This window comes from Candidatus Tisiphia endosymbiont of Dioctria linearis (assembly GCF_964026545.1).
GTDB lineage: Bacteria > Pseudomonadota > Alphaproteobacteria > Rickettsiales > Rickettsiaceae > Tisiphia.
In genome coordinates this window covers 228319-251829 of the sequence record NZ_OZ032156.1, presented here as the reverse complement: position 1 = coordinate 251829, position 23511 = coordinate 228319, and the positions used below count along the sequence as shown (strand labels likewise).

Genomic DNA, 23511 nt, shown 5'->3' with positions numbered 1-23511 from the left:
CTAAAGTGACTTTACTTCCTCATAAAATATAGGCAACCATTTTTCAGGATCATCACCATATTGCCCTCTAATCCGATTCAACAATAACACTGTTTCAACCCGACCAGACAGAACATTAATAATATCATTCATACCATCTAAACTTATTTTAGCAACAAGCGCATCTACTCCCTGTTTTATTAAAAAATAACGCGATGTTGGATCTGTAGTTTTTATTAAAATATATTCACGTTGACTAAGCATAAAGGCACTACGATAAATATCGGTTGCCTTAAGATTTGGTAAGAATATTTGTGTCGCAGTTTGTTGAATCAGAGTATCACTAATTCTGCTTTTAGCTGCATCTTCAACACTTTGGGTAGCAAAAATTACAAAAGTATTTAACTTACGCAAAACTTTTAGCCACTCCTTAATTTTGGGGGCAAATACTGGATTATCAATCAAAGCCCATGCCTCATCAAGAACTATCATAGTTCTTTGACCATCTAAAGAAATACTAATTCTATGGAAGATATATAGTAATACAGGAGCAAGACTAACTGGATCCTTTAATAATTCAGTCATATCAAAACCAAATACTCGAGCTTTCTGTAAATCAATATTATCTGTCTGATTATCAAATATTCTGGCATACGAACCTCTCCCAACCCACATAGCAATCCTACCTGCCAAACTATTAGGACCATCTATACCCAAAAATGCTACAACATTTTTTAATCTTCTATCTTTCTTCTCCAGCTTAAAATTACCACTTACTGCTTGTGATAAAGTCTTATTATCTTCTGATGATACCGATTCTCCATTAGAAGTAACCAATACTTTAAGCCACTCTAATATAAAGGCTCTATTTTCTCCAGTATCATCAAGTTGCAAGGGATTAAAGTTACATTCTCCCCCCGGATCAATTGTGGTATAAACCCCATTAAGTGATCTAATAAATATTTCAGCACCGTGAGCTTTATCAAAAAAGAACATTCTCGGTTTAAATTTTTGTGCTTGGGCACATAAAAAATTCATTAGCACTGTTTTACCAGCTCCAGTTGGACCAATAATCAAACTATGCCCAACGTCCCTAACATGAAAACTGAAATAAAACGGAGTACCCGAAGTAGTATCGAGTACAGTCACATATTCTCCCCAGTGATTATTAAAAACCTTACCTAATGGATAATTATGCATAGATGCAAAACTAGCCATGTTTAAAGTATTGATAGTCGAACCTCTTACTATATAATCCATATTCCCAGGAAGCTGTCCCCAATAACTCGGTTCCATATTAATTTTTTCTCTAACAGGTTGAATTCCAGAATTGGATAGTTCAACAGAAGCCATAGATAAAGTATCTTCAAGAGATTTTAAATTACTATCAGAGCAGAGAAGTGAAAAATGGTGTTCTCCAAAACCAATATCACCACTGGTAGCCATATCAAGTGCTCGAGAAATTTCGGCAACTTGTGATACAGCCTTATCATCTGCTTGAATCATCCTATTTTGTTGTAGTTGCATTTTATTAATTGCCACTGTTCTATTAGCAAAAATAAAACTCTGAGTCATAACAAATTCAAAGGGCATTTGTAAAAAGCCATCAAAAATTCCAGCCGATGTGGATGGCCCATATTCTAAAATACTTAGTATACCAGCATATCTCCTGCCCGCTGGACCACGTGCTTCTATAGATCTAGAACCAAAAAACAATCTATGGGTTGGAAGATATTGGTCTATTGAGTTTCTGGGAACAACCATTTGCATTGAAGAACCACAATTTACCAGAGTGCCTAAAAACTCCATAATATCACAGCAATAACCACTACTAGATTTGCGTACACCAAGTAGCCTGGCACCGTAACTATGGAATGTATTAACTACTCTTGAGGACATTTCTCGAAGACTTTCCTGCATTTCTCGCATGTCATTTTCCCAAGCCGATTTATTAGACTTTTGCATTAGCTTCTTAATGAAGTACTCGATTACAGCCGCTCCAGCTTTATCTGGTCTATAAAGAATACTAACATACAACTCATTAAAAAACGACTTAGAACCCGCATGTTTCTTACGCCATTCATTTGATAAATAAGTTGTGAAATCATTAGGTACTTTTATGGTAGGGTCATAGGTATATTCAATCTCATCAAAAATTACTGGTCTACGCCTTCTGATCGTATGGAAATACATCACAATATTGCCTGATGACATATTTTTAAGTAACGAATTCCTGATATTTTTTTTAATATCTAAATCTTCATCATCAGCTGTTTCAAAGGAAAACCCCCCTATCTTTACTACTTGTAATAATTCATTATTTTTGGTTAGGATAGTATTACTATCCCAATGGCACTTATAAGGAATAAAGTGAGAAGTAGGTTTTTCTTTCCTAGAACTCGATTCTTTTGCTGTTTTTGTTACAGATAATTTTATCATTTTTTGTCATTTTATACTGTTCTTTTAAATACCGTATGAGTTCGCTCCATAGAATGATTTATTAGGACACTGACTACATTTAGAAGATTTATTTAACAACAATTCTATAAATCTTGGTTCTTTAAAACATATTACATACCCTATCATATGAATTATAAAAGCAACAAGTAAATTCATAATACTATTACTTTGAATAAATAACGACATAGATATGATCATATTAAGTGCTGCAAACTTTATACTTACCCCAAAGATCATTGCCGGTCTTGTTAAACCAACAAATAACGGATCTGATACTAAACTACCTGACATAAATTACCCCTCTTTAACTCTAATTAACCCAAATTCAGTTATATCTATAAATATAACAGATTTTTATGCTCCACTAATAGCTGTTTTCACTATTTTTGTGATATTACTTATTTTTTTGCCCACATATTTTTATACAATTGGTAACTCACGTTCTTTACTTGTAAACATGCTTAATAATATAGAATCAGGGAAAGCTGCATCGAGAAAATGCACGCAATCGGTATTATTTTGAATAGCACTTAAAGCTGTCCCAATCAAATCAACTTTTTTAGGATCAACAGCTTCATTCAGCATTTCTTTCAATACATCAACATCCTGTACACGCATATATTTCCCCCCGGTAAATTCTACCCCATCATATAATAATACTAAATGATCTGCATCTAATGAGGACGCAATTATCGAGGCGGTCATATTTACATCAAGTAGATGTGTATTACCTTTTTCATCACTAGCTACTGGTGATATAACCGGAATAATATTACTATCTTCAAAATTTATTAAAATCTCAGGGTTTACTATAACTGGTTCACTAATAAACCCAATATCTATTACATCTTTATTAGTGTCTCTTTTATGCAATAATTTTGATTTCTTAGCTTGAATAAGATTAGCATCTTTGCAAGAAATACCAATAGCATAACAACCTAAACTACAGAGCTTGGAAACTATACGCTTATTAATATATCCGGACAAAACCATTTCCATAATTTGTGAGCTTTTATAATCCGCTACCTTAATATTATCGATAAATTTTTGATCACAGCCAAATAATTTCAGCGTATCATTTACCAAATTAGTATGATCATGCACTATAAAGATTTTGATGCCACAACTATCAAGCAACTGTATTACTTCTGCAAAACTCGTCAATAATTTGTCATCATCAATAATTAATGACGGTAGCTTAAATACCATAACTTGATCTCTAACTTCACTACTACGTCTTATTATATCTTTAATTAAAGCAGTATCTTTGATATCTGAAAAGCCTTTATCTTCCTTATCTTTATAATTTAATGCATTTTGCCAAACTAAACTGCAATTCTTTTGCACCTTCTTTACTCCTACTACTTGTATAAATTACATTACAGGAGTAGCCTAAAGTTGCAAGAAAATTCTGTGCTGTCGCCGTTAGGTTTTCTTTATCTGTTACCTTATCTGACTTTGTGAAAACAATTTGGAAATCTTTATTGCAAGAAAGTAACAATTTAGCAATTTCCATATCATTTTGCTTTACTCCTCTTCTGGCATCAATCAACAAATTTACTAATTTGAGATTTACACTCATTCTGAGATAGTATGTTATTAATACTTCCCACTGTTGTTTGATATATATTGGCACTTCAGCAAAGCCATATCCAGGAAGATCAACTAAAATAAGTCTATCGATAAGGGAGAAAAAATTTATTTGCCTAGTGCGACCAGGAGTATTAGAAACCTTAGCAATACTTGAATTATTACAGATACTATTAATCAAACTCGACTTACCAACATTTGATTTACCAACAAAGGCAATCTCTGGTACAGATGTATTAGGGAACTGATTTATTTTTGCCACACCAGCTATAAATTTTACCTCTTGCCGGAATAGTTTTGTAACCTTATCAACCGACATTCTTATCTAGCTTATTAATGTAATATTGCTGAATTATCGATAAAATATTATTCCAAGACCAATAAATCACTACTCCCACTGGAGCACTACTAAACATTACTAAAAGAACTAGAGGCATAAATTTCAGTACTTGTGCTTGAATTGGATCGGCTGACTGTTGTGGAGTCATCCTTTGCAATAAGAACATAGTAAGAGCCATGAGAATAGGCCATGCACCAATCATTAGGAAGCTTGGACAAGCAAATGGCAGTAGTCCGAACAAATTAAAAATTGATGTTGGATCAGGAGCAGATAAATCTTTTATCCAACCAAAAAATGGTGCTTGACGCATCTCAATAGTTACGTATAACACTTTATAAATTGAGAAAGATACTGGGACTATTACAATAAGCGGCAGACAACCAGCGAGGGGGTTAATCTTCTCTCTTTTGTACAAAGCCATAACTTCTTGGTTAAGTCTCATTTTATCATCAGCATATAACGCCCTAATTCTCTCTGCTTCTGGCTGAAGATTCTTCATTCTTTTCATAGCACGATATTGTTTATTAGCCAAAGTAAACATTAGTAATTTTATAATAACAGTTACGATCAAGATACTAACCCCGAAATTACCAACGTAATGATAGAAAAAATTCATAACATTAAAGAGTGGTTTAGTGATTATATAAAACCAACCAAAATCAATAGCCCGGTCAAATAATTTAATATTATATTGCTTTTCGTATTTGTCTAATAAGTCAACTTTCTTTGCTCCAGCAAATAATCTTTGCGATATAGTGAGTTTTTGTCCTACTTCTATAGTGTGAGTTGAGGAGATGAAATCAACCTGATATTTTTCAACACCGTTCTTTATTGCGTAATTGAAGTTAGAGCTATACATATTAGCTTTATCTGGAATTAAGGAAGCTAGCCAATATTTATCTGTTATACCAACCCAATCAACAACGCCTTGCAAAAATTTTTCAGTTTTCTTATCTTTTAAATCGTCAAAAGAATATTCTTTAAGTCTACCATCAATAACACCAATTGGTCCTTGATGGAGATTAACCAATTTCTCTTTGCAGCCAGTATATTTACGGTTAATTAGTCCATAATATTGCACTGAGACTGGTTGATTACTATCATTTACCGTAGTTTGATCTATGGTAAATAAATAATTACTATCCATGCTTATAGTAATCAAAAATTTAATCCCATCTTTGTTGATCCATGATAAATTTACAGGTTTTGTAGGCGTTAACTGATCATTATCAGTCTGCCAAAGAGTTTCACTATCAGGAAGAATAATACTACTATCCTTGTTAAACCAGCCTATTTCAGCAAAATAGGCTTCTTCTGACTGAGAATGGGCAAATAACACAACAGGTTTACTGTCTGGTGATAAATCTTGCTTATATTTCAACAAAATTAAATCATCAAACCGAAGTCCTTTTAAAGCAATCGATCCAGAAAGTAGCTCTGAGTTTATCCGAATTCTCTTGGTAGAAATAGGTGATTCAACTTCTTTAGGGATTGCTACTTGAGTATTCTTTTTCTTTAACTCTTGAACTTGCTTGTTATATATTTTATTTTGCTGTTCTAATTTTTGTAATCTTGGTTTATCATAAAAATATTGCCATCCAAAAATAATCCCAAGGGACAAGACAATTGCAGCTGCTAAATTAACTATGTTATGATTCATTACCGATCTAAAAAATAATTTATATTATATAAAATAAAATGGAATACCCTAAATTCAGGGTTTTCATTATACTACTCCTATGAGTTCTATAAGATTTAAGTAAATTAATCAAGAAATTTGATTTATTGATTTAATATACCAGCATCTCTTGTATTATTATTCACCATTAATTATATATTAAAGACTTAGTGGAAGAAAATATTATGATATATTTATAGTATAGCTCATAACAAACTAACGTCATTGCGAGGAGAACAAAGGTCGATGAAGCAATCCATATAACAAGTTTCATGGATTGCCACGCTCACATATGTTCGCTCGCAATGACGGTGGAAACTAAAACGTCATTGCGAGGAGGCTTACGCCTCCGAAGCAATCCAATAAGTGTGGATTGCCGCGACCTACTTGCGTGGTCTCGCAATGACGGAGTAATACTAATCGGGTTGGCTATAATAAACTTTGAGTTAATTTAAAATTTATGAGGTTATGGCAATGAACATAGATAAATTTACTACCCACGCAAAATCTGTATTGTCTAATGCCCAAAGCATAGCAGCAAAAAATGATCATCAGCAAATATTGCCATTACACATATTGGCGAGTTTATTAAACGATGATAGTGGAGTTATTGATAATCTTATTAATACTTTAGGTACTAGCTTCGATGATTTGAATAGAGCTATAACCGTAGAATTAAACAAAATCCCAAAAGTGCAAATAGAGGGAGGAGGACAACTTTACTTATCATCAGAAGCACTAAAATTACTTGATAAAGCATTAGAGCTTGCAAAGAATAATGCCGATAGTTTTATAACTATTGAGAGAATTTTTGAGGCATTATCATATGATAAAACCTCTGCTGGTAAGATTTTATCAGAGAATGCAATAACTAATAAAAAAATAAACGCAGCAATTCTACAGTTAAGAAAAGGTAAGACAGCAGATAATAATTCTTCTGAAAGTAGTTATGACGCCCTAAAAAAATATGGTAGAGATGTAACCGAGCTAGCAGAACTTGGTAAACTTGATCCAATCATCGGTAGAGATGAAGAAATTAGAAGAACCGTGCAAGTTTTGTCGAGAAGAATGAAAAATAACCCTGTACTAATAGGAGAGCCAGGAGTTGGTAAAACAGCCATAATAGAAGGGTTAGCCCAAAGAATATTTAGCTATGATATTCCAGAAACTCTAGCAAATTGTCGAATCATTGAACTTGATATGGGAGCTTTAATTGCTGGGGCTAAATATCGTGGTGAATTCGAAGAACGACTAAAAGCTGTATTAAATGAGATTAAGCACTCTAGTGGGGAGATTATTTTATTTATTGATGAGCTACATCTTTTAGTAGGAACTGGTAAGACAGACGGAGCCATGGATGCATCAAATTTACTAAAGCCAATGCTTGCTAGAGGAGAGCTCCATTGTATCGGTGCTACGACTTTAGATGAATATCGTAAATATATCGAGAAAGATACCGCTCTTGCCAGAAGATTTCAAGCAGTTTACGTTAGTGAACCAACAGTAGAAGATACTATTTCGATTCTGCGTGGTATTAAGGACAAATACGAATTACATCATGGAGTAAGAATTGCTGATAGTGCTATAGTTGCCGCTAGCACTCTATCTAACAGATATATTACCGATCGTTATTTACCAGATAAAGCTATTGATTTAATCGATGAAGCATGTAGTCGGCTAAAAATAGAATTATCTAGCAAACCGGAAGAATTAGATGAGCTTGATCGTCGTATCATTCAAATAAAAATTGAGCTAGCAGCTCTAAAAAAAGAAGATGATGAATATTCAAAAAAGAAAATTATCCAATTAACAGACGAATTAACTAAACTTGAATCTCGTTCTTACGATATGAATGCTAGCTGGCAAGCTGAAAAATCCAAAATACATATTGAACAAAAATTAAAAGAAGAGCTAGAAAAAGCTCGTTTAGAACTTGAAAGAGCAGAAAGAAGTAGTGATCTTGCCCGAGCTAGCGAGCTGAAATATGGTATTATTCCTGATTTGACTAAGAAACTACAACAAGCAATAGAAGGGGGAAATAACAAATTATCAAAAGAAGTTGTATCAGAAAACGATATAGCTATAATTATTTCCAAAATTACTGGTATACCGATTGACACAATGCTATCAAGCGAACGTGAGAAGTTATTAGCGATGGAAGATAAACTACGTCAATCGGTAATCGGTCAAGATGAAGCTATAAAAGGAGTCAGCGATGCTGTGCGTCGTTCTCGTGCTGGAATACAGGATCATAATAGACCACTTGGATCGTTTTTATTCTTAGGTCCAACTGGTGTTGGTAAAACGGAACTAACCAAAGCTTTGGCACTTTTTTTATTTGACAATCGTAATGCCATCCTCAGAATTGATATGTCTGAATATATGGAAAAACACTCTATATCACGTTTGATTGGGGCTCCTCCAGGCTATGTTGGTTATGAGCAGGGAGGAGTTTTAACAGAAGCAGTACGTAGGAGACCTTATCAAGTTATTTTATTTGATGAGGTAGAAAAAGCCCATACGGATGTTTTCAATATCATGTTACAAATTTTGGATGAAGGGCGTCTAACTGATAGTCAAGGAATAACCGTTGATTTTAAAAATACCATCATTGTTCTTACTTCCAACCTTGGGGCTGAAATACTTATTAATCAACAGCAAGATGATGACCAAGATGCAATTAAAGAACAAGTAATGCAATATGTACGAGCAGTATTTAAACCTGAGTTCTTAAATAGGCTAGATGAGATTATTCTATTCCATAAACTAACTCGTGCTGACATACATGATATTGTCAAAATACAACTAGTTAATTTGAAAGAAATTCTTTCACAACAAAATATTACATTGCAATTTGATCAATCGGCAATAAATTACCTGGCTGATAAAGGTTATGATTCAATGTTTGGTGCTAGACCATTGAAAAGAGTTATTCAACGAGAATTACAGAATAATTTCGCCAAAATGATTCTTTCTAATAGTATCGGTAGTGGTGATATTGTAAATATAAAATCAATAAATAGTGAATTAGCTATTGATAAAGTTATAACTTAATAATAATTATGAAAAATGCATAATATTAAACCCAAGATTTGGGTATTAGCTGACAGCAGGGTGGGTAATGTCAATCAAGCTATAGCTTTAGCAGAAAAGCTTGGTCTTGGTTATCAATTAAAACCTATTGAATATAATTTTTGGGGTAAATTACCAAATTTTTTACTAGCCCTTAGCCCTATCCATGTAAAAAAGCAGCTGTTACAATCGTGGGAAATGGAAGGCTTCCCTGAGTTAATAATTTCTGCTGGGAGAAGAACCGCTTCTTTAGCGAGCTATTTAAAACATAAATCTGCTGGTAAAGTAAAAATTGTTCAAATTATGCACCCTAATCTACCATTTAAGCAATTTGATATAATTATTTTACCGCATCATGATAAGGTTAGCAGGGAAGAACTATGCACGAATGACAAGAATATATTGAGAATTACTGGAGCTCTTAATAATGTTCAAGCAAAAATACAGGCTGGCGGTATTGAGTTACGCAAAAATTATCCAGACCTTAAGCAGTTTATATCGGTAATTATTGGTGGTAATAGCAAAAATTATCAATTTACCGATGAAAATGCTCGAGAATTTGCTGCAATATTATCTAATCTTACTAAAAATCAAGATGAAAAACATACCTTGTTTATTAGCTTTAGTCGACGTACTCCTAATTCAGCAAAACAAATTATCAAAAATAAGGTACCTTCATCGGCTATTATTTACGACCCAACAGAGGAAGAAGCTAAACCTAACCCTTATTTTGGTATGTTGGCACAGGCAGATTACATAATTTCTACTGCTGATTCGATTTCTATGTGTAGTGAGGCAGCTTCCACTGGTAAACCTCTTTATATATTCTGTCCTAGTAATTTTAAATCACCTAAACATCTAGCATTTACACAAAATTTGCTAGAATTAGGAATAGCTAAAATACTAGACAAATCTGTAATTCAGCTTGAAAACTATAATTATGCCCCTCTTAATGAAGTAGAAAAAATTGCTAATATCATAATTACAAAAAATTGGATAAAATGATGTTCCGTAATTCGACGACAAAATCACCAACTAGCCTGGCTTATGCAGGAAATATATTAATTGATTCTCATTGTCACCTTAACATGTTAAAAGAAGATTTATCAGCCATAATAAGCAGAGCTGAGAACAATAATGTTAAGTACATGCAGACTATATGTACTACCATTGAGGAATTGCCGGATATTTTAGAAATAGCCGTAAGATACGGTAATATTTTTGCTTCGTGTGGAGTTCACCCCAATGAAGTGAAGGAAATTGTCTCGTGCGAAACTATTATGGAATATTGTAATCATCCGAAAATTATTGGCATTGGTGAAACTGGTCTAGATTATTATTACCAGACATCAGACAAACATCAACAAATTAGTTCTTTTGGGCAACATATACAGGCATCTCAAAGTACCGGCTTGCCAATTATAGTCCATACAAGAGAGGCGGAACAAGATACTATTGATATTTTAAGTAGCGAAATGCAAAATACCGCGTTTCACGGTCTTATTCATTGCTTTACCGCTTCAAAGCATTTAGCAAAAAAAATGCTTGACCTTGGTATGTATATATCGATTGCTGGAATTGTAACCTTTAAAAACGCTACTGCTTTACAGGATATAGTACGTTATATTCCACTAGACCGGTTATTAATTGAAACAGATTCTCCTTATCTTGCCCCTGTTCCGATGCGTGGCAAACAAAATGAACCAGCTTTTGTCAAATATGTAGCAGAAAAAATAGCTGAAATAAAAGAAACAAACCTAGAAACATTAGCAAATGCTACTACCACAAATTTTATATCTTTATTTACTAAAACACATCTTCTTATATAACCCCTCCGTCAAAAATGCTAAAAATTAAGAATTAATCGTTCTTGTTGATACCTTGTCATTTGAGTATACACCTAACCTAGGCTCTGTGAACAAAATTTAAATTACTAGATTTCGACTCTTTTTAGCTGCAAATTATAAGATTTTTTTGAAATAGAACTAACTATTCCGGCAAAAATCTTATTAATTTTCGCTTAAAAATACTCAAAATCTAAACAATTAAAATTTTGTTCACAGAGCCTAGTTTTCTTTTGCCCATAAATCCATATCATATTGTTTACAATACTCAAACATAGATACAGTATTAGGATAATTTATGCCAAACTCCTTTACTTGCGATTTACCAAAGAATTTATAACTATGCAAGTCTTTTGCTTTACATGCCGCTTTAGCTCCTTGACTATATAAGTAACTAACTTGAGCCACATTTTTACGATTATCCCTATATAAATAATGATATATGCTATAAGCCTTCTTGTAGGATTCTATAGCTGCTTTTATGTTATCTTGAGCAAATAAAATATTACCTTGGATTACATAACTTGCTGCTAAATCCGGATCTTCCGAATAATCTGCGTATTTTGGATTTTTATGCTCATTGGCTAAGAATATGGAGATAGCCTGGTTAACATGTTCTGAGGCCTGGTCTAGTTTACCTAGCCCTAATTCACTACTTGCTATTTGGGTGTAAATACGACCTAATATTTCAAGAGCCTCTTTTTCAGAGGATTTACACATGTTATATAAATGCTCAGCTGTGGCATATGCTTCTGGGTATTTTTCAAGATAATTCAATATTTCTACTTTAGATAAATAAGGATTTATAAGTAGCTTGTCATCAAGAGCTAGTCCGTTTTTAATTGATATTTCTATAACTTTATTAATGTTTTCTAATGATTCAATATATTTTCCTTGTATAAATAATAATTTTGTTTTTATATTATGCATATAGCCTATGTTATTTTTATCCATTAAATCTTCATTAAATATTTGTTCCATAATTTGAATATTTTTTTCTGCTTCTTGAGCCTGTCCTAGTGCAATATTAGATATTGTTAAATGATACAATAAATTCCATTTTCTAGATTCATAACCTTTTAAATTCTCAAATATTTCTTTTGCTCTTATAAAATATTTTATTGCCATCTTATAATTAGAATAACCTCTATAATACCCACCTATTGCTTGCACATACCTTGCATATGCACATTTTTCATCATTATTCATCGACCATAAATTAAATTTTCCTTCCTGATCAGCCTTATTAAACCAATTAACCTTTTTTTCTGCATTATAATAATCAAGAGAATTATGATATTGAAGCATTATTTGAAAATTAAGCTCCATAAGTTTATATATATTTGAATTATATTTCTCTGAATTTTTTAAAATTATCTCAAGATTTTCTTGGATAGTTTTAGCATTTCTAAAAATGCGAGCTTGTAATACACTTTTTGGTATACAATTTATTAATTTGGTAATGATATCCTCTAAATAAGCTTTATTACCCTCGCTACAATTAATCTCAGCTATTTTCTGAGCAATAACATCGTGCATTTCAAAGATCGGATTAGTGTCATTATGGTCAATATTAGATATTAAGGCAAATTTAGACAATTGATAAATATCATCGTTTATGGTACTTGGATCATCAGTAATAAAACTTAGTAAGTCTTTTGAAAAACTTTGATTATTTATTAAGGCGATTTTATTTAATAATTTTCTAGCACTTGGTTTTAATTGATTGATAGTTAATATAATGTTCGATTTAATTCTGTCTTTTGATAGTTGGATTTTTTTCTTATACTCTTCCCTATCTAAATCTTGAATTTGATTTAATAATTGGGCTCCTTGTACTATTAAGATAGGGTAACCAACAAATTCTTTTTTCAAGAACTCTGCTAATTTGGGATCGTGATTTTTTAGAATATTATTAGCAAGTGTAATAGCATCACTTTTTTCAAAGGCAGTCATTTTAATTATATTAGGTAATCTTTCACTATCTTGGGAACAAAATATAACATGCCCGTTATTTTCCCAATCAACAAATTCTTGAACTTTTTTATTTTCACTGACTTTCAGATTATCAAATATCAATAACCATTTATCTTGATTCGATAAATAGATTATTACTTCTTGTTGTACTAACCTCATATCTTCTGATACTAGATTAGATTTAGCAGTACTATTAATAGCTTGAGCTAGCTTTAGAAACTCTTGATTAATATCTAAATTACAGTCAATAAACCATATGAGTTTATAATTATTTTGATTCTCATGAGAGTACATTCTGGCAAGTTGGGTTTTCCCCATACCACTAGTTCCTATAATTACTTGCTTGTCGATATTTATCTAAATTATGTTTGAGTAGTTTTAGTTGTTTAGTATGATCGATAAAATAAGTAACTGGTGCAACAAAATTAGATATAGATATTTGTTGAGCTAATGAATTAAGGGGCATTATTACTAATATTAATATTATAAAATATTTATTCATTTTTTGCTCCTAGTGAATGGTTTCAGAAAAATTACATTATTATTTTTACTTAGTGGGGTCTCTATAAGATTAACATGACTGCAACCTATTTTACAATCAAAATTTATCTGACAATCTAATAAGTTAATTTATGGTGTCTGTAAGATCAAATCTTGACTTCTACACTTTAATATTGTCTTACCATTTTTATCTATACCGTGAATTTGAAAAATTCTTTTTGCAATATCTATATCAATTGTGATAACTTCCATATAGGTCTCCTTATTGTTGTTTAGGATTCATTTCCTATCCTAGAAGATTAGCATCTGCGTCTCATTCTGCATATAAGGCATATCCATACCATTATCTTATAATTGAAACAATCTCTATGAATCATACAAATTAGTGCTGGATACAAATCTAAAAATATGTATACTACACGTTGTAGTGACTCTTTGTTCATAAGGCTTACCTAGCATAAGTCAATCTAGCTGGAATTCTGGCGTCGAAACTTGTCTCCGTTCCGTAACAATCGTTTATGTATGCGGGGAGGTAGCCGGCGTTTTTCCTAAGGATTTCTGGGCTATCTTTGACTTATGCAGGAAGTATATAATATACTCTTGTTGAATAGCTGGATATTTATGAATAAAAGTGCATTCATTTAAATTCTATCTCTAATCTTTTTTTAAATTTGTGGTGTACTATGAATCGTTTAATATTAGTAATTTTTTTTAGTATTTCTTTTTGTTTAACTGGGCAAAGAGTTCTAGCTGATGAAATAAGAATAGGAATACTAAAACACGACATAAATGTTAGGTTAAAACACCGTTATGAGAAAGGATACGACGTTAATTTAGAATATCTTTTTGGTGAAGAATACGAATTTTTGCGTGGCTATCCTCATATAGGCGTAGATATTAACAATAGTAAATATGCAAGTAGTGCTTATACTGGGCTTACTTGGCATTTTGATATGATGGAATCTATATTTTGTGAGCTAAGCTTTGGAGGGGCGATTCATAATGGTGAATTGAAAAAATCAGAGAAACAACGAGCCTTAAGAAAGCGTCCCTTAGGATCAAGGCTTTTATTTAGAGAAAGTGTTAGTTTTGGTGTAAAACTTAATGAAATACATGCAATTACATTAATTCTTGACCATATCTCTAATGCTGATATCGTAAAACCTAATGCCGGTCTAACTAATTTAGGCATACGGTATGGTTTTAAATTTTAAGTGGTTCTGTTGCATCTGTTTTGTTTTACAAGTTAGCTATATGAGGTTGTTTTGCTGCTTTAAGTGTGTTCTTGAGCAAAAAAGCAACCGTCATTGGTCCAACACCGCCTGGGACTGGTGATATATATCGTACTTTATCGACAACATTGGCAAAATCAACGTCTCCGACCATTTTGTCACTATGGGCAAGTTTACTAATACCAACGTCAATCACTATAGAATGGGGATTAAAATATTCTTCTGTTAATATCAAAGGAGAACCGATAGCAGATATTACTATGTCAGCACGGGAAGTTATAGCTTTTAGGTTTTGAGTTTTTGAGTGACATAAAGTAACAGTACAATTTTCTCTAACTAATAAAGCTGACAATGGTTTTCCTACAATATTAGAACGTCCTATAACTACAGCATTCTTGCCAGCTAAATCTTTCTCAACTTGTTTAAGTAACTCAATGCAGCCAAGAGCTGTGCAAGGTATAAAGCCATTACCTGAGTTACTATGTAGATAACCAACATTTATAGGGTGAAAACCATCAACATCTTTGCTAGGATCAATAGCAGATAAGATTAAATTTTTATTGATATGCTTAGGTAAGGGAAGTTGTACAATAATCCCCGAGATATTTGAATTATTATTAAGTATATTGATTTCATTCAGTAGATGGTCAATTTGAACTTCATTCGGCAAATTGATTTGCAAAGCATTCATACCAATTTTTGTTGCTGCTTTGAGCTTATTTCTTACATATATACTACTAGCTGGATTATCACCCACTAGTATAATAGCAAGAGTTGGTACCAACTTAAACCGTTCCTTGAGTGAATTAATCTCTATCTTTAGTTTATATAATATCTGGTCTGCAAAATATCTACCATTGATTATATTACCGTGTTCTTTCACTATTTATACACTCCTTTGGTAGTTGAATATTCAAAATGTAAGGCTTTACCTTCAAATACCCTACTATAGGCATGATGTAAACTACTGGCTGCTTCTGCAAAACCACTAAGAATTAATTTTAATTTTGCTGGATAACTAGCAATATCACCAATTGCATAGATACCAGGAATATTCGTTTCAAAATAACCAGGCTCGACAATTATATGATTAGTTTTAATATTTAATCCCCAATTTTTTATCGGACCAAGTTCTTGGGTAAGTCCAAAAAATGGCAGTAATATATTTGCCGGTAAGGTGCGAATATTTTCCTCAAAATCCTTTACTCCAACGGCTTCTAAGATGCCATCTTTTCCTACTAAATGTTCTAGTTGATAATTAATTACCAATTCAATTTTACCATTATCGGCTAATTCTTTGAGTTGCCTTATAGTTTCAGGAGCTGCTCGAAATTTCTCACGCCGATGTACTAAATATATTTTTTTAGCAATTTCGCAGAGTGATATTGCCCAATCTACAGCCGAATCTCCACCACCAGCTATGACTATTTCTTTGTTAGCCAAACTATTGCGGTTATTGATAAAATAAAATACTGATTTTCCTTCAAATGCTTCTATACCAGCTAGTGGAGGTCTGTTAGGTCCAAAAGAACCACAGCCAGCAGCAATAATAATAGCTTTAGCAGCTATTGTGACATTTTTAGAAGTGGTGATTTGGAAATAGTCATCTTCTTTTTTTAATTGTATAACTTGCTGATTGAGATGGTAGACCGGATTAAACGGTTTAGCTTGTAATGCCAATTGTTCTATTAACTCTTCTGCCATAATTTTAGGGTAGGCTGGTATGTCGTATATCGGCTTTTCTGGATAAAGTATACTACATTGCCCGCCTATTATTTCCTGTGAGTCAACAACATGGCAACGCATACCAAGTATCCCAGCTTGGAAAATAGCAAATAACCCAACTGGTCCTGCTCCAATTATTATAATATCAGTATTGTGCATAAAATAAAATTTTATAAATAAAAAATCGTAAAACTCTTAGTGATACCAGGATATTATGTTAGAATGGACAAATAATCAACTAATCAGTTTAATTTAAATAGGTCTATGATAAATTTTTATTTAGTCATCAACATTTTGTTCGTTGCTTTAATGATTTATTTATTGCTTAAAAATGGAAATATTTTTGTAAAACTCTTAGTGCTGAATAGTTTAACTAGTATAATGACTTTATTCATTTGTTTCCTTGGGGCATTTAAAATGAATAATTGTTATTTAGATATTGCTCTGATTTATTTTCTGTTAAGCTTTATAGCAAGCGGAGCATATTTAAAGTATTTTATTGGTCAGTCTAATAACGTAATGTAATGAAAAAAGAAATAGTAATATTAGGTTGTGGTTTAAGTGGTATGCTTACGGCATTATCATTTGCCGGGAAGAATATTAAAACTACGATCCTTGAGTGTCAATCAATAAACTCTAGTAGCTTTTGTGCTGATATCAGGACTACTGCCTTAACTCCTGCTTCTTCACGGTTTTTAGAAACTATTAGTGTTTGGTCTGAGATTGAGCCAATAGCTGGCAAAATGCTGGAAATTTATGTTGTGGATAATAAGGCACCAGAAATGTTGTGTTTGCCAAATATCAAAGGTAATGATGCATTAGGTTATATAGTAAAAAATAGTGATTTTAAGCGAATATTACTAGAAAATGTTAAAAAAAACTCATTGATCAACATAATTGATCAGTGTGGTTATCAAAAGATCGATAGTAAAGCTGATCATTCGATCATCTATTTAGATAATCAGAAAACTATAAATAGTGACTTGTTGATTGTTTGTGATGGGCATAATTCTAAAGCCCGTCAATATTATTTCTTCAATAAAATAGAAAAATCATATAATCAAACTGCCTTGACATTTAATATTAGGCATGAGAAAAATCATGAAAATTGTGCTATTGAACATTTTATGCCATCTGGTCCTTTTGCCATTTTGCCTCTCAAGGATCAAAAAACCTCATCGATAGTATGGACTACCAGCCAAGAGCAGGCTACGTTATTGACCAGTTTGCCGAGCGAAGAGTTTGAGTATTTGGTAGGTAGAAATTGTGGCAATTCTCTAGGAGCTATTGCGGTGGATAGTGATATTAGTTCTTTTCCTTTAAAAGCTCGTGTAACTAGTAAATATTTTCATAATAAGATAGTAGTAGTGGCAGATAGTGCACACGTAATTCATCCGCTAGCTGGTCAAGGCTTAAATCAGGGCATCAAAGATATTGAGACTTTAACTGGGTTAGTTGCAAATAGCGGTATAAATGTAGGGGGGCTGGAACGATATCAAAAATTAAGACAAAATGATAATTGTAATATGTACATGATTACTGAGAGTCTAAATAGTATTTTCTCAAATCATTCAAAACCCTTATGGTACCTAAGACGTTTAGGGCTTAAAGCTATTGATAATATAGAGCCGATTAAGAATTTGTTAAAACAATATGCCATGGGTAAAAGGTTTAATCTTTAAAATTAGAAGGTTATTGTAAAAAAAATCAAAATAGCAGTTGACAGCATAGTAGATTTTGCATATGATTATCCCACGAAAAGATGATTATTCATCAACTCGTAAGCTGTTTTTAAAAGTAAATAATCAGATATAGGTAGTGACAGCAAAATGTACTTATCACTTAAAGTGATAAATTAAACCTGTCAATTTTTTGAATAAAAAGTAGACAGAATCAAACTTGAGAGTTTGATCCTGGCTCAGAACGAACGCTTTCGGTATGCTTAACACATGCAAGTTGAACGGATTAATTTAGGGCTTGCTCTAAATTAGTTAGTAGCAAACGGGTGAGTAACACGTGGGAATCTACCCATCAGTACGGAATAACATTTAGAAATAGATGCTAATACCGTATATTCTCTTCGGAGGAAAGATTTATCGCTGATGGATGAGCCCGCGTCAGATTAGGTAGTTGGTAGGGTAATGGTCTACCAAGCCAACGATCTGTAGCTGGTCTGAGAGGATGATCAGCCACACTGGGACTGAGACACGGCCCAGACTCCTACGGGAGGCAGCAGTGGGGAATATTGGACAATGGGCGAAAGCCTGATCCAGCAATACCGAGTGGGTGACGAAGGCCTTAGGGTTGTAAAGCCCTTTTCAGCAGGGAAGATAATGACGGTACCTGACCAAGAAAGCCCCGGCTAACTCCGTGCCAGCAGCCGCGGTAAGACGGAGGGGGCTAGCGTTGTTCGGAATTACTGGGCGTAAAGAGTGCGTAGGCGGTTTAGTAAGTTGGAAGTGAAAGCCCGAGGCTTAACCTCGGAACTGCTTTCAAAACTACTAATCTAGAGTGTAGTAGGGGATGATGGAATTCCTAGTGTAGAGGTGAAATTCTTAGATATTAGGAGGAACACCGGTGGCGAAGGCGGTCATCTAGGCTACAACTGACGCTGATGCACGAAAGCGTGGGGAGCAAACAGGATTAGATACCCTGGTAGTCCACGCCGTAAACGATGAGTGCTAGATATCGGGAGAAATTCTTTCGGTTTCGTAGCTAACGCATTAAGCACTCCGCCTGGGGAGTACGGTCGCAAGATTAAAACTCAAAGGAATTGACGGGGGCTCGCACAAGCGGTGGAGCATGCGGTTTAATTCGATGTTACGCGAAAAACCTTACCAACCCTTGACATGGTGGTCGCGGGAAGCAGAGATGCATCTCTTCAGTTCGGCTGGACCACACACAGGTGTTGCATGGCTGTCGTCAGCTCGTGTCGTGAGATGTTGGGTTAAGTCCCGCAACGAGCGCAACCCTCATTCTTATTTGCCAGCGGGTAATGCCGGGAACTATAAGGAAACTGCCGGTGATAAGCCGGAGGAAGGTGGGGACGATGTCAAGTCATCATGGCCCTTATGGGTTGGGCTACACGCGTGCTACAATGGTATCTACAGAGGGAAGCAAGACGGTGACGTGGAGCAAATCCCTAAAAGATATCTCAGTTCGGATTGTTCTCTGCAACTCGAGAACATGAAGTTGGAATCGCTAGTAATCGCGGATCAGCATGCCGCGGTGAATACGTTCTCGGGCCTTGTACACACTGCCCGTCACGCCATGGGAGTTGGTTTTACCTGAAGGTGGTGAGCTAACGTAAGAGGCAGCCAACCACGGTAAAATTAGCGACTGGGGTGAAGTCGTAACAAGGTAGCCGTAGGGGAACCTGCGGCTGGATTACCTCCTTTAAAGACTTAATATAGCAAGTATTACTTTTGTAATATTTGCCTAAGTTCGACTTTCGCTGTCACTACCTTTAACTGATTGTTTATCAAATTTTTAAAAACAGCTCTTTCTTTAAGTTTTTCCCTGTACATGTTATAATTAACCTGCTAATCTCTAATAAAGTGATATTAATTATTTTTGCCAGGTCATAATTTGTGTATTATGACCTCTTGTATAACCTAAAGATAATTGAGGAATTTTTAGGAAAAACGAAGTCGAGTACCGCAGCGTACTTAAATGTACGTGAAGAACGGAGACGAGTTTTGACAACAAAATTACCAATTAGATTAGGTTATGCAAGAGGTCTATTCTTGGTTTTCATCGGGTATACATCATAGACTGGTTTTTCCCAAGTTAGGAAAATTTGTAAAGTATCATGATATAATTTGAGTATACTCAGATAAAAAATCAAGAATTGTGTTGTCGTTATTCAAGATACGCAGTGTTCACATACTAATAGTTGTGGGGCAATGCTGAATATTCATGCAAAAAATTGCAACGGGATCGGTATTATGTTAAAATATAATCTTCTAATTTAGTTAAGAAGTATAATAAAATGAAAATAAGGTATGATTTGTATAGAAGCGTACATAAGTTCATTCGTAGGGAGCTGTGCCAGTTTGGAGAAAAGCTAGGTAAAATAGATTTTCAAAAAATAGTAGCTGTAACTAGTATTAAAGATTCTTTTGATAATATTGTATTTGATCTAAAAATGCATGCACAAAAAGAAGAAAAATATTTTACCCCACTGTTTGATAAAAAAGGATCAACCGTGCATAAGCACGTTAAACAAGAACATTTCAACCAGCAAGATGAGTTGATGACCTTTCAGGGGCTTTTTGAAACTGCAATAAAAACAGTGGATGATGAAGAACGGGTTGTACAGGGTCGCCATATCTGCTCCTCATATGATCAGTTTTTGTCTCACAATCTTCTGCATTTTTATCAAGAAGAAAACATATTAATGCCTGAATTATGGAAGCTTTATTCTGATAAAGAGCTGCAGCAGGTTACCATAGATAGTTATAAAGGTCTGCCTAAACATGTTTTATTAGATAGTTCGAGCTTCTTCCTGGTTTTAAATTTTCTTGAAAAGCACACTTATTTACAAGATATTAAAGAAGCTTGTTCACCTGAACTGTTTTTTGAAATTTGGAAGCGTACATTAGTCTTAGAAGGCTGTTTCACTGCTGATGAGAAATCTATTTTTGCCATTGAGTTTGACTTACCCTTAATTGTAGACAGTGCAGAACTTGTTGATATTTCTTAGACTACCAGTAAGATGTTGTGGTTTTCTATAGTCAATTGATGGGAAGTTGGTGACGTCGTCACTCGTCGCTCGCCTATTACTTATAGGCGTCGCTCCATCGTTCCTGCTACCCAATTCCCCTGAATTGACTATATTTATATATTAGACCTCCTGCAAAACTCTACTTCTGCTGGTAATTTGGACAATGATGCGGTACTCGAATCCTCACGTACATTTGAGTACGCTGCGGTTCGAGGTGAAGCGTCTCCTTCAAATCCTTGCGCATAAGCGAGTTTTGCAAGAGGTCTATTATTATCTTTTAAAATATTTGGACATCTTATCAACTGTTTTTAGGCAATGTCATTAACGTTATTCATCTTTCTTCTTATCATCTTTTATTCCTTCCTTAAAAGCTTTAAGACCTTTAGCAAGATCTGACATTACTTGAGGCAATTTACCAGCACCAAACAATACTAAGATAATTAATAAGATCACTAATAAGTGACTGAAGCTCATTCCCATAATATCAATTTTGTAAGTTTTAAGTTAAAGTTACTATAGCAAATTTTGTTCACAGAGCATAGTACTACAGTTGTAAATTAATTTCTTCTGATAATTTGTGCGTCGATCCAGTACTCAAATTCTTACGTACATCTGAGTATACTGCGGTTTTGTGCTCCACGTCTTCTTCAAATTCCTCAGCATAAATTAATTTACAACTGTAGTACTATGCTCACGCCTTCTCGTTAATAGACGTCTTGTACTTTAACTTTTTTTCTGTGAACGCTCACCTTTTTGGTGCGTGAATTTGGTATAATATTAGTCGGGTTAGCTATAGGTTAGACAATTTTCTTATATTCAAAGTATATTTTTCTTACCGAGTAAATCCAGGCAATACAAACAACGATAAATACTACCATTAAAAATGGTGAAATAGAGCTAAAAGTTGCTGTTGGTACTAATGTGAAAATAACTGACTGTATTAATCCGCTCGAAGATTTACCAACTTTTGAGCTAATAACGTCAACAGCTGCTTTACCTTTGGTTTTTAGCTCCTTGTCTAGAGGGATATATAGCATCTCTTTAGAGGTGTCCCAAATTGAATATTTAGTACCTTTCACTAGAATGTTCTGTAAAGCCCCAATTGATACCGCAAGAGCCAGTGGTGTCATAAGAATAGCACTGTCAAATAGAGACAATACTTGGTGGTCAAACACGATTAAAATAAAGAATAATGTACCAGTAACCATCATGATAATTGGCGAAATTACAGCCGCAACAAACCAGCTATGACTACGCATTATATTGTTGCCTATTATAGTCATTATCATGATAGTAACACCAGTCCAAAGAATATAAAGGCTATTAAATTCTGCATAACTATTAACAGTGGGGTATAATTCTTTTATTTTTGCTTTCCATACTACTTCTACCAAATTCATTGATAAACCAAAAGCAGCAGAGCAAATTAGCATTAACCATAAATATTTTGATCTTATGATATATCTAAAACTTTCGATTAATCCCATTCCATCTTTAGTCGATCTAGCAGCTTTAGCCTTTGCGTAAAATGTTGGATTGGTAAAAACATTTTTGCTAATAAATCTTACAAGTAAATATGATATAACAGCTGCAACTACCACGAAACTTGTTGATATTTTTACCAATATAGTTTTATTGTCCGGTACGGTAAAAAAATACTTAGCTATAGTGTTAGCAGATGATAAGTTTGACATCAAAAAGCCAACAAATATTAAAGCAGAATTACCAAATAATGAAAAAAGAGTGTAAAACCTTTTTGCTTCTTCTGTTGTAGTAAGCTCATTAGCAAACTGCCAAAACAGTAAAACATAAAAGATATTGGGCCAAAGCTCAGATAATGTATAAAAAACTACATAACTCCAATTACCAATTAAAGCTATATACCATTTTAAATGAGGATAATTCCCCATAATTTGTTCCAGCGAATTTGGATTAATGTGGAAAATATGGACATTAGGATAAATGATGAAAGCAAAAACAATAAAGAAACTAATAAAAAAGGTAATTAAATAGCCATAAATCTTTTCAAAACTATAATGATTAAGCATCTTAGCATAGATTATAACGAATAGAGCTGCTGCAGGTGTTACACAATAAACTTTAGTGAAACTTACTACTTCAGCACTAATCTCTGAAATTAAAATACTATCTTTTAAAATTCTTAATATATTTTGGTTAAATAAGACACAGAACATCAAACCACACATCGGTATGAATTTTCCAAGTTCATGATTATGGATAGGCCAAAAGATAGTTCTGAATTTGCTGCTAAATGAATTTGACTGTATACTAGTCATAATAAGGGTTCCCTAAGACAAAAAAAAAACTCAATGCATGTATCAACTTAAAGAATGATCTTTTAATGAGTTGAAAATATTCAAGAGTTC

General features: G+C 33.7%; 21 protein-coding genes and 1 rRNA gene. 8 read left to right on the top strand and 14 right to left on the bottom strand.

Features of this window, described 5'->3' with window-relative positions; translation table 11 throughout:
- From AAGD42_RS01225 to yidC, 5 genes are all read right to left on the bottom strand, one after another.
- Window positions 1-2415, bottom strand: coding sequence for a VirB4 family type IV secretion/conjugal transfer ATPase (locus tag AAGD42_RS01225; RefSeq protein ID WP_341753359.1), 2415 nt, complete (start codon window positions 2413-2415; stop codon window positions 1-3).
- A 27-nt stretch (window positions 2416-2442) separates the two neighbouring features.
- Window positions 2443-2730 carry a VirB3 family type IV secretion system protein gene (locus AAGD42_RS01220; RefSeq protein ID WP_341749661.1) on the bottom strand — a complete coding sequence of 96 codons (288 nt, stop codon included), beginning with the start codon at window positions 2728-2730 and terminating at the stop codon, window positions 2443-2445.
- 129 nt (window positions 2731-2859) lie between these two features.
- Window positions 2860-3786, bottom strand: coding sequence for an acetylglutamate kinase (locus tag AAGD42_RS01215; RefSeq protein WP_341752960.1), 927 nt, complete (start codon window positions 3784-3786; stop codon window positions 2860-2862).
- Window positions 3740-4348 carry a ribosome biogenesis GTP-binding protein YihA/YsxC gene (yihA, locus tag AAGD42_RS01210; protein ID WP_094648607.1) on the bottom strand — a complete coding sequence of 203 codons (609 nt, stop codon included), beginning with the start codon at window positions 4346-4348 and terminating at the stop codon, window positions 3740-3742. Before yihA ends, AAGD42_RS01215 begins: the two co-directional genes overlap by 47 nt.
- Window positions 4338-6029, bottom strand: a complete 1692-nt coding sequence (gene yidC, locus AAGD42_RS01205; protein WP_341752959.1) for a membrane protein insertase YidC — start codon at window positions 6027-6029, stop codon at window positions 4338-4340. The genes yihA and yidC overlap by 11 nt, the downstream gene beginning before the upstream one ends.
- A gap of 492 nt (window positions 6030-6521) precedes the next feature.
- Between yidC and clpB the strand changes: the two genes are divergently transcribed.
- The 3 genes from clpB to AAGD42_RS01190 are packed head-to-tail and all read left to right on the top strand — an operon-like array spanning window position 6522 to window position 10948.
- Window positions 6522-9101 carry an ATP-dependent chaperone ClpB gene (gene clpB / locus AAGD42_RS01200; RefSeq protein WP_341752958.1) on the top strand — a complete coding sequence of 860 codons (2580 nt, stop codon included), beginning with the start codon at window positions 6522-6524 and terminating at the stop codon, window positions 9099-9101.
- A 15-nt stretch (window positions 9102-9116) separates the two neighbouring features.
- Complete coding sequence (locus tag AAGD42_RS01195; RefSeq protein WP_341752957.1) at window positions 9117-10124, top strand: mitochondrial fission ELM1 family protein; 1008 nt, start codon at window positions 9117-9119, stop codon at window positions 10122-10124.
- Window positions 10125-10177: 53 nt separating this feature from the next.
- Window positions 10178-10948, top strand: a complete 771-nt coding sequence (locus AAGD42_RS01190) for a TatD family hydrolase (RefSeq protein WP_410520952.1) — start codon at window positions 10178-10180, stop codon at window positions 10946-10948.
- 237 nt (window positions 10949-11185) lie between these two features.
- Here AAGD42_RS01190 and AAGD42_RS01185 read toward each other — a convergent pair whose 3' ends face one another.
- The 3 genes from AAGD42_RS01185 to AAGD42_RS01175 form a co-directional block, all read right to left on the bottom strand.
- Window positions 11186-13258 (bottom strand): tetratricopeptide repeat protein, encoded by a 2073-nt coding sequence (locus AAGD42_RS01185; RefSeq protein WP_341752956.1) that lies wholly within the window; start codon window positions 13256-13258, stop codon window positions 11186-11188.
- Window positions 13259-13262: 4 nt separating this feature from the next.
- Window positions 13263-13442 (bottom strand): hypothetical protein, encoded by a 180-nt coding sequence (locus AAGD42_RS01180; RefSeq protein WP_341752955.1) that lies wholly within the window; start codon window positions 13440-13442, stop codon window positions 13263-13265.
- Window positions 13443-13570: 128 nt separating this feature from the next.
- On the bottom strand, window positions 13571-13693 hold the full coding sequence (locus tag AAGD42_RS01175) for a hypothetical protein (RefSeq protein ID WP_341749850.1): 123 nt from the start codon (window positions 13691-13693) through the stop codon (window positions 13571-13573).
- Window positions 13694-14124: 431 nt separating this feature from the next.
- Between AAGD42_RS01175 and AAGD42_RS01170 the strand changes: the two genes are divergently transcribed.
- Window positions 14125-14655, top strand: coding sequence for an acyloxyacyl hydrolase (locus AAGD42_RS01170; protein WP_341749849.1), 531 nt, complete (start codon window positions 14125-14127; stop codon window positions 14653-14655).
- Between the two features lie 25 nt (window positions 14656-14680).
- Here the strand turns inward: AAGD42_RS01170 and AAGD42_RS01165 are convergent, their stop codons facing one another.
- Complete coding sequence (locus AAGD42_RS01165) at window positions 14681-15556, bottom strand: bifunctional 5,10-methylenetetrahydrofolate dehydrogenase/5,10-methenyltetrahydrofolate cyclohydrolase (RefSeq protein WP_341752954.1); 876 nt, start codon at window positions 15554-15556, stop codon at window positions 14681-14683.
- Window positions 15556-16557: an NAD(P)/FAD-dependent oxidoreductase gene (locus tag AAGD42_RS01160; RefSeq protein WP_341752953.1), complete on the bottom strand. Its 1002-nt coding sequence runs from the start codon at window positions 16555-16557 to the stop codon at window positions 15556-15558. Before AAGD42_RS01160 ends, AAGD42_RS01165 begins: the two co-directional genes overlap by 1 nt.
- A gap of 105 nt (window positions 16558-16662) precedes the next feature.
- Here AAGD42_RS01160 and AAGD42_RS01155 point away from each other — a divergent pair, with 105 nt between their 5' ends.
- From AAGD42_RS01155 to AAGD42_RS01135, 4 genes are all read left to right on the top strand, one after another.
- Window positions 16663-16923 (top strand): monovalent cation/H+ antiporter complex subunit F, encoded by a 261-nt coding sequence (locus AAGD42_RS01155; protein WP_341752952.1) that lies wholly within the window; start codon window positions 16663-16665, stop codon window positions 16921-16923.
- The gene (locus AAGD42_RS01150; protein ID WP_341752951.1) at window positions 16923-18080 is read left to right on the top strand and encodes an FAD-dependent monooxygenase; all 1158 of its coding nucleotides are present in this window, start codon (window positions 16923-16925) and stop codon (window positions 18078-18080) included. The genes AAGD42_RS01155 and AAGD42_RS01150 overlap by 1 nt, the downstream gene beginning before the upstream one ends.
- 213 nt (window positions 18081-18293) lie before the next feature.
- Window positions 18294-19796: ribosomal RNA gene (locus AAGD42_RS01145) — 16S ribosomal RNA — on the top strand.
- Window positions 19797-20389: 593 nt separating this feature from the next.
- A complete protein-coding gene (locus AAGD42_RS01135) occupies window positions 20390-21103 on the top strand; it encodes a hemerythrin domain-containing protein (protein WP_341752950.1) in 714 nt (237 codons plus the stop codon).
- Here AAGD42_RS01135 and AAGD42_RS01130 read toward each other — a convergent pair.
- From AAGD42_RS01130 to AAGD42_RS01110, 4 genes are all read right to left on the bottom strand, one after another.
- Window positions 21065-21217 (bottom strand): palindromic element RPE2 domain-containing protein, encoded by a 153-nt coding sequence (locus tag AAGD42_RS01130; RefSeq protein WP_410520939.1) that lies wholly within the window; start codon window positions 21215-21217, stop codon window positions 21065-21067. The two genes, AAGD42_RS01135 and AAGD42_RS01130, sit on opposite strands and share 39 nt — an antisense overlap.
- A gap of 20 nt (window positions 21218-21237) precedes the next feature.
- Window positions 21238-21426 (bottom strand): palindromic element RPE1 domain-containing protein, encoded by a 189-nt coding sequence (locus AAGD42_RS01125; protein WP_341752949.1) that lies wholly within the window; start codon window positions 21424-21426, stop codon window positions 21238-21240.
- A 25-nt stretch (window positions 21427-21451) separates the two neighbouring features.
- Window positions 21452-21604 (bottom strand): Sec-independent protein translocase subunit TatA, encoded by a 153-nt coding sequence (locus AAGD42_RS01120; protein WP_341749841.1) that lies wholly within the window; start codon window positions 21602-21604, stop codon window positions 21452-21454.
- A gap of 317 nt (window positions 21605-21921) precedes the next feature.
- A complete protein-coding gene (locus tag AAGD42_RS01110) occupies window positions 21922-23421 on the bottom strand; it encodes an Npt1/Npt2 family nucleotide transporter (protein WP_410520938.1) in 1500 nt (499 codons plus the stop codon).
- Window positions 23422-23511: the final 90 nt, after the last annotated feature.

Bases quoted from the DNA above. Each gene is read 5' to 3' on its own strand.
- AAGD42_RS01155 (WP_341752952.1), top strand. From the start codon at position 16,663: ATGATAAATTTTTATTTAGTCATCAACATTTTGTTCGTTGCTTTAATG.
- AAGD42_RS01185 (WP_341752956.1), bottom strand. From the start codon at position 13,258: ATGGGGAAAACCCAACTTGCCAGAATGTACTCTCATGAGAATCAAAAT.
- AAGD42_RS01220 (WP_341749661.1), bottom strand. From the start codon at position 2,730: ATGTCAGGTAGTTTAGTATCAGATCCGTTATTTGTTGGTTTAACAAGA.
- AAGD42_RS01170 (WP_341749849.1), top strand. From the start codon at position 14,125: ATGAATCGTTTAATATTAGTAATTTTTTTTAGTATTTCTTTTTGTTTA.
- AAGD42_RS01135 (WP_341752950.1), top strand. From the start codon at position 20,390: ATGAAAATAAGGTATGATTTGTATAGAAGCGTACATAAGTTCATTCGT.
- AAGD42_RS01110 (WP_410520938.1), bottom strand. From the start codon at position 23,421: ATGACTAGTATACAGTCAAATTCATTTAGCAGCAAATTCAGAACTATC.
- AAGD42_RS01175 (WP_341749850.1), bottom strand. From the start codon at position 13,693: ATGGAAGTTATCACAATTGATATAGATATTGCAAAAAGAATTTTTCAA.
- yihA (WP_094648607.1), bottom strand. From the start codon at position 4,348: ATGTCGGTTGATAAGGTTACAAAACTATTCCGGCAAGAGGTAAAATTT.
- AAGD42_RS01195 (WP_341752957.1), top strand. From the start codon at position 9,117: ATGCATAATATTAAACCCAAGATTTGGGTATTAGCTGACAGCAGGGTG.
- AAGD42_RS01150 (WP_341752951.1), top strand. From the start codon at position 16,923: ATGAAAAAAGAAATAGTAATATTAGGTTGTGGTTTAAGTGGTATGCTT.
- AAGD42_RS01160 (WP_341752953.1), bottom strand. From the start codon at position 16,557: ATGCACAATACTGATATTATAATAATTGGAGCAGGACCAGTTGGGTTA.
- yidC (WP_341752959.1), bottom strand. From the start codon at position 6,029: ATGAATCATAACATAGTTAATTTAGCAGCTGCAATTGTCTTGTCCCTT.
- clpB (WP_341752958.1), top strand. From the start codon at position 6,522: ATGAACATAGATAAATTTACTACCCACGCAAAATCTGTATTGTCTAAT.
- AAGD42_RS01120 (WP_341749841.1), bottom strand. From the start codon at position 21,604: ATGGGAATGAGCTTCAGTCACTTATTAGTGATCTTATTAATTATCTTA.
- AAGD42_RS01180 (WP_341752955.1), bottom strand. From the start codon at position 13,442: ATGAATAAATATTTTATAATATTAATATTAGTAATAATGCCCCTTAAT.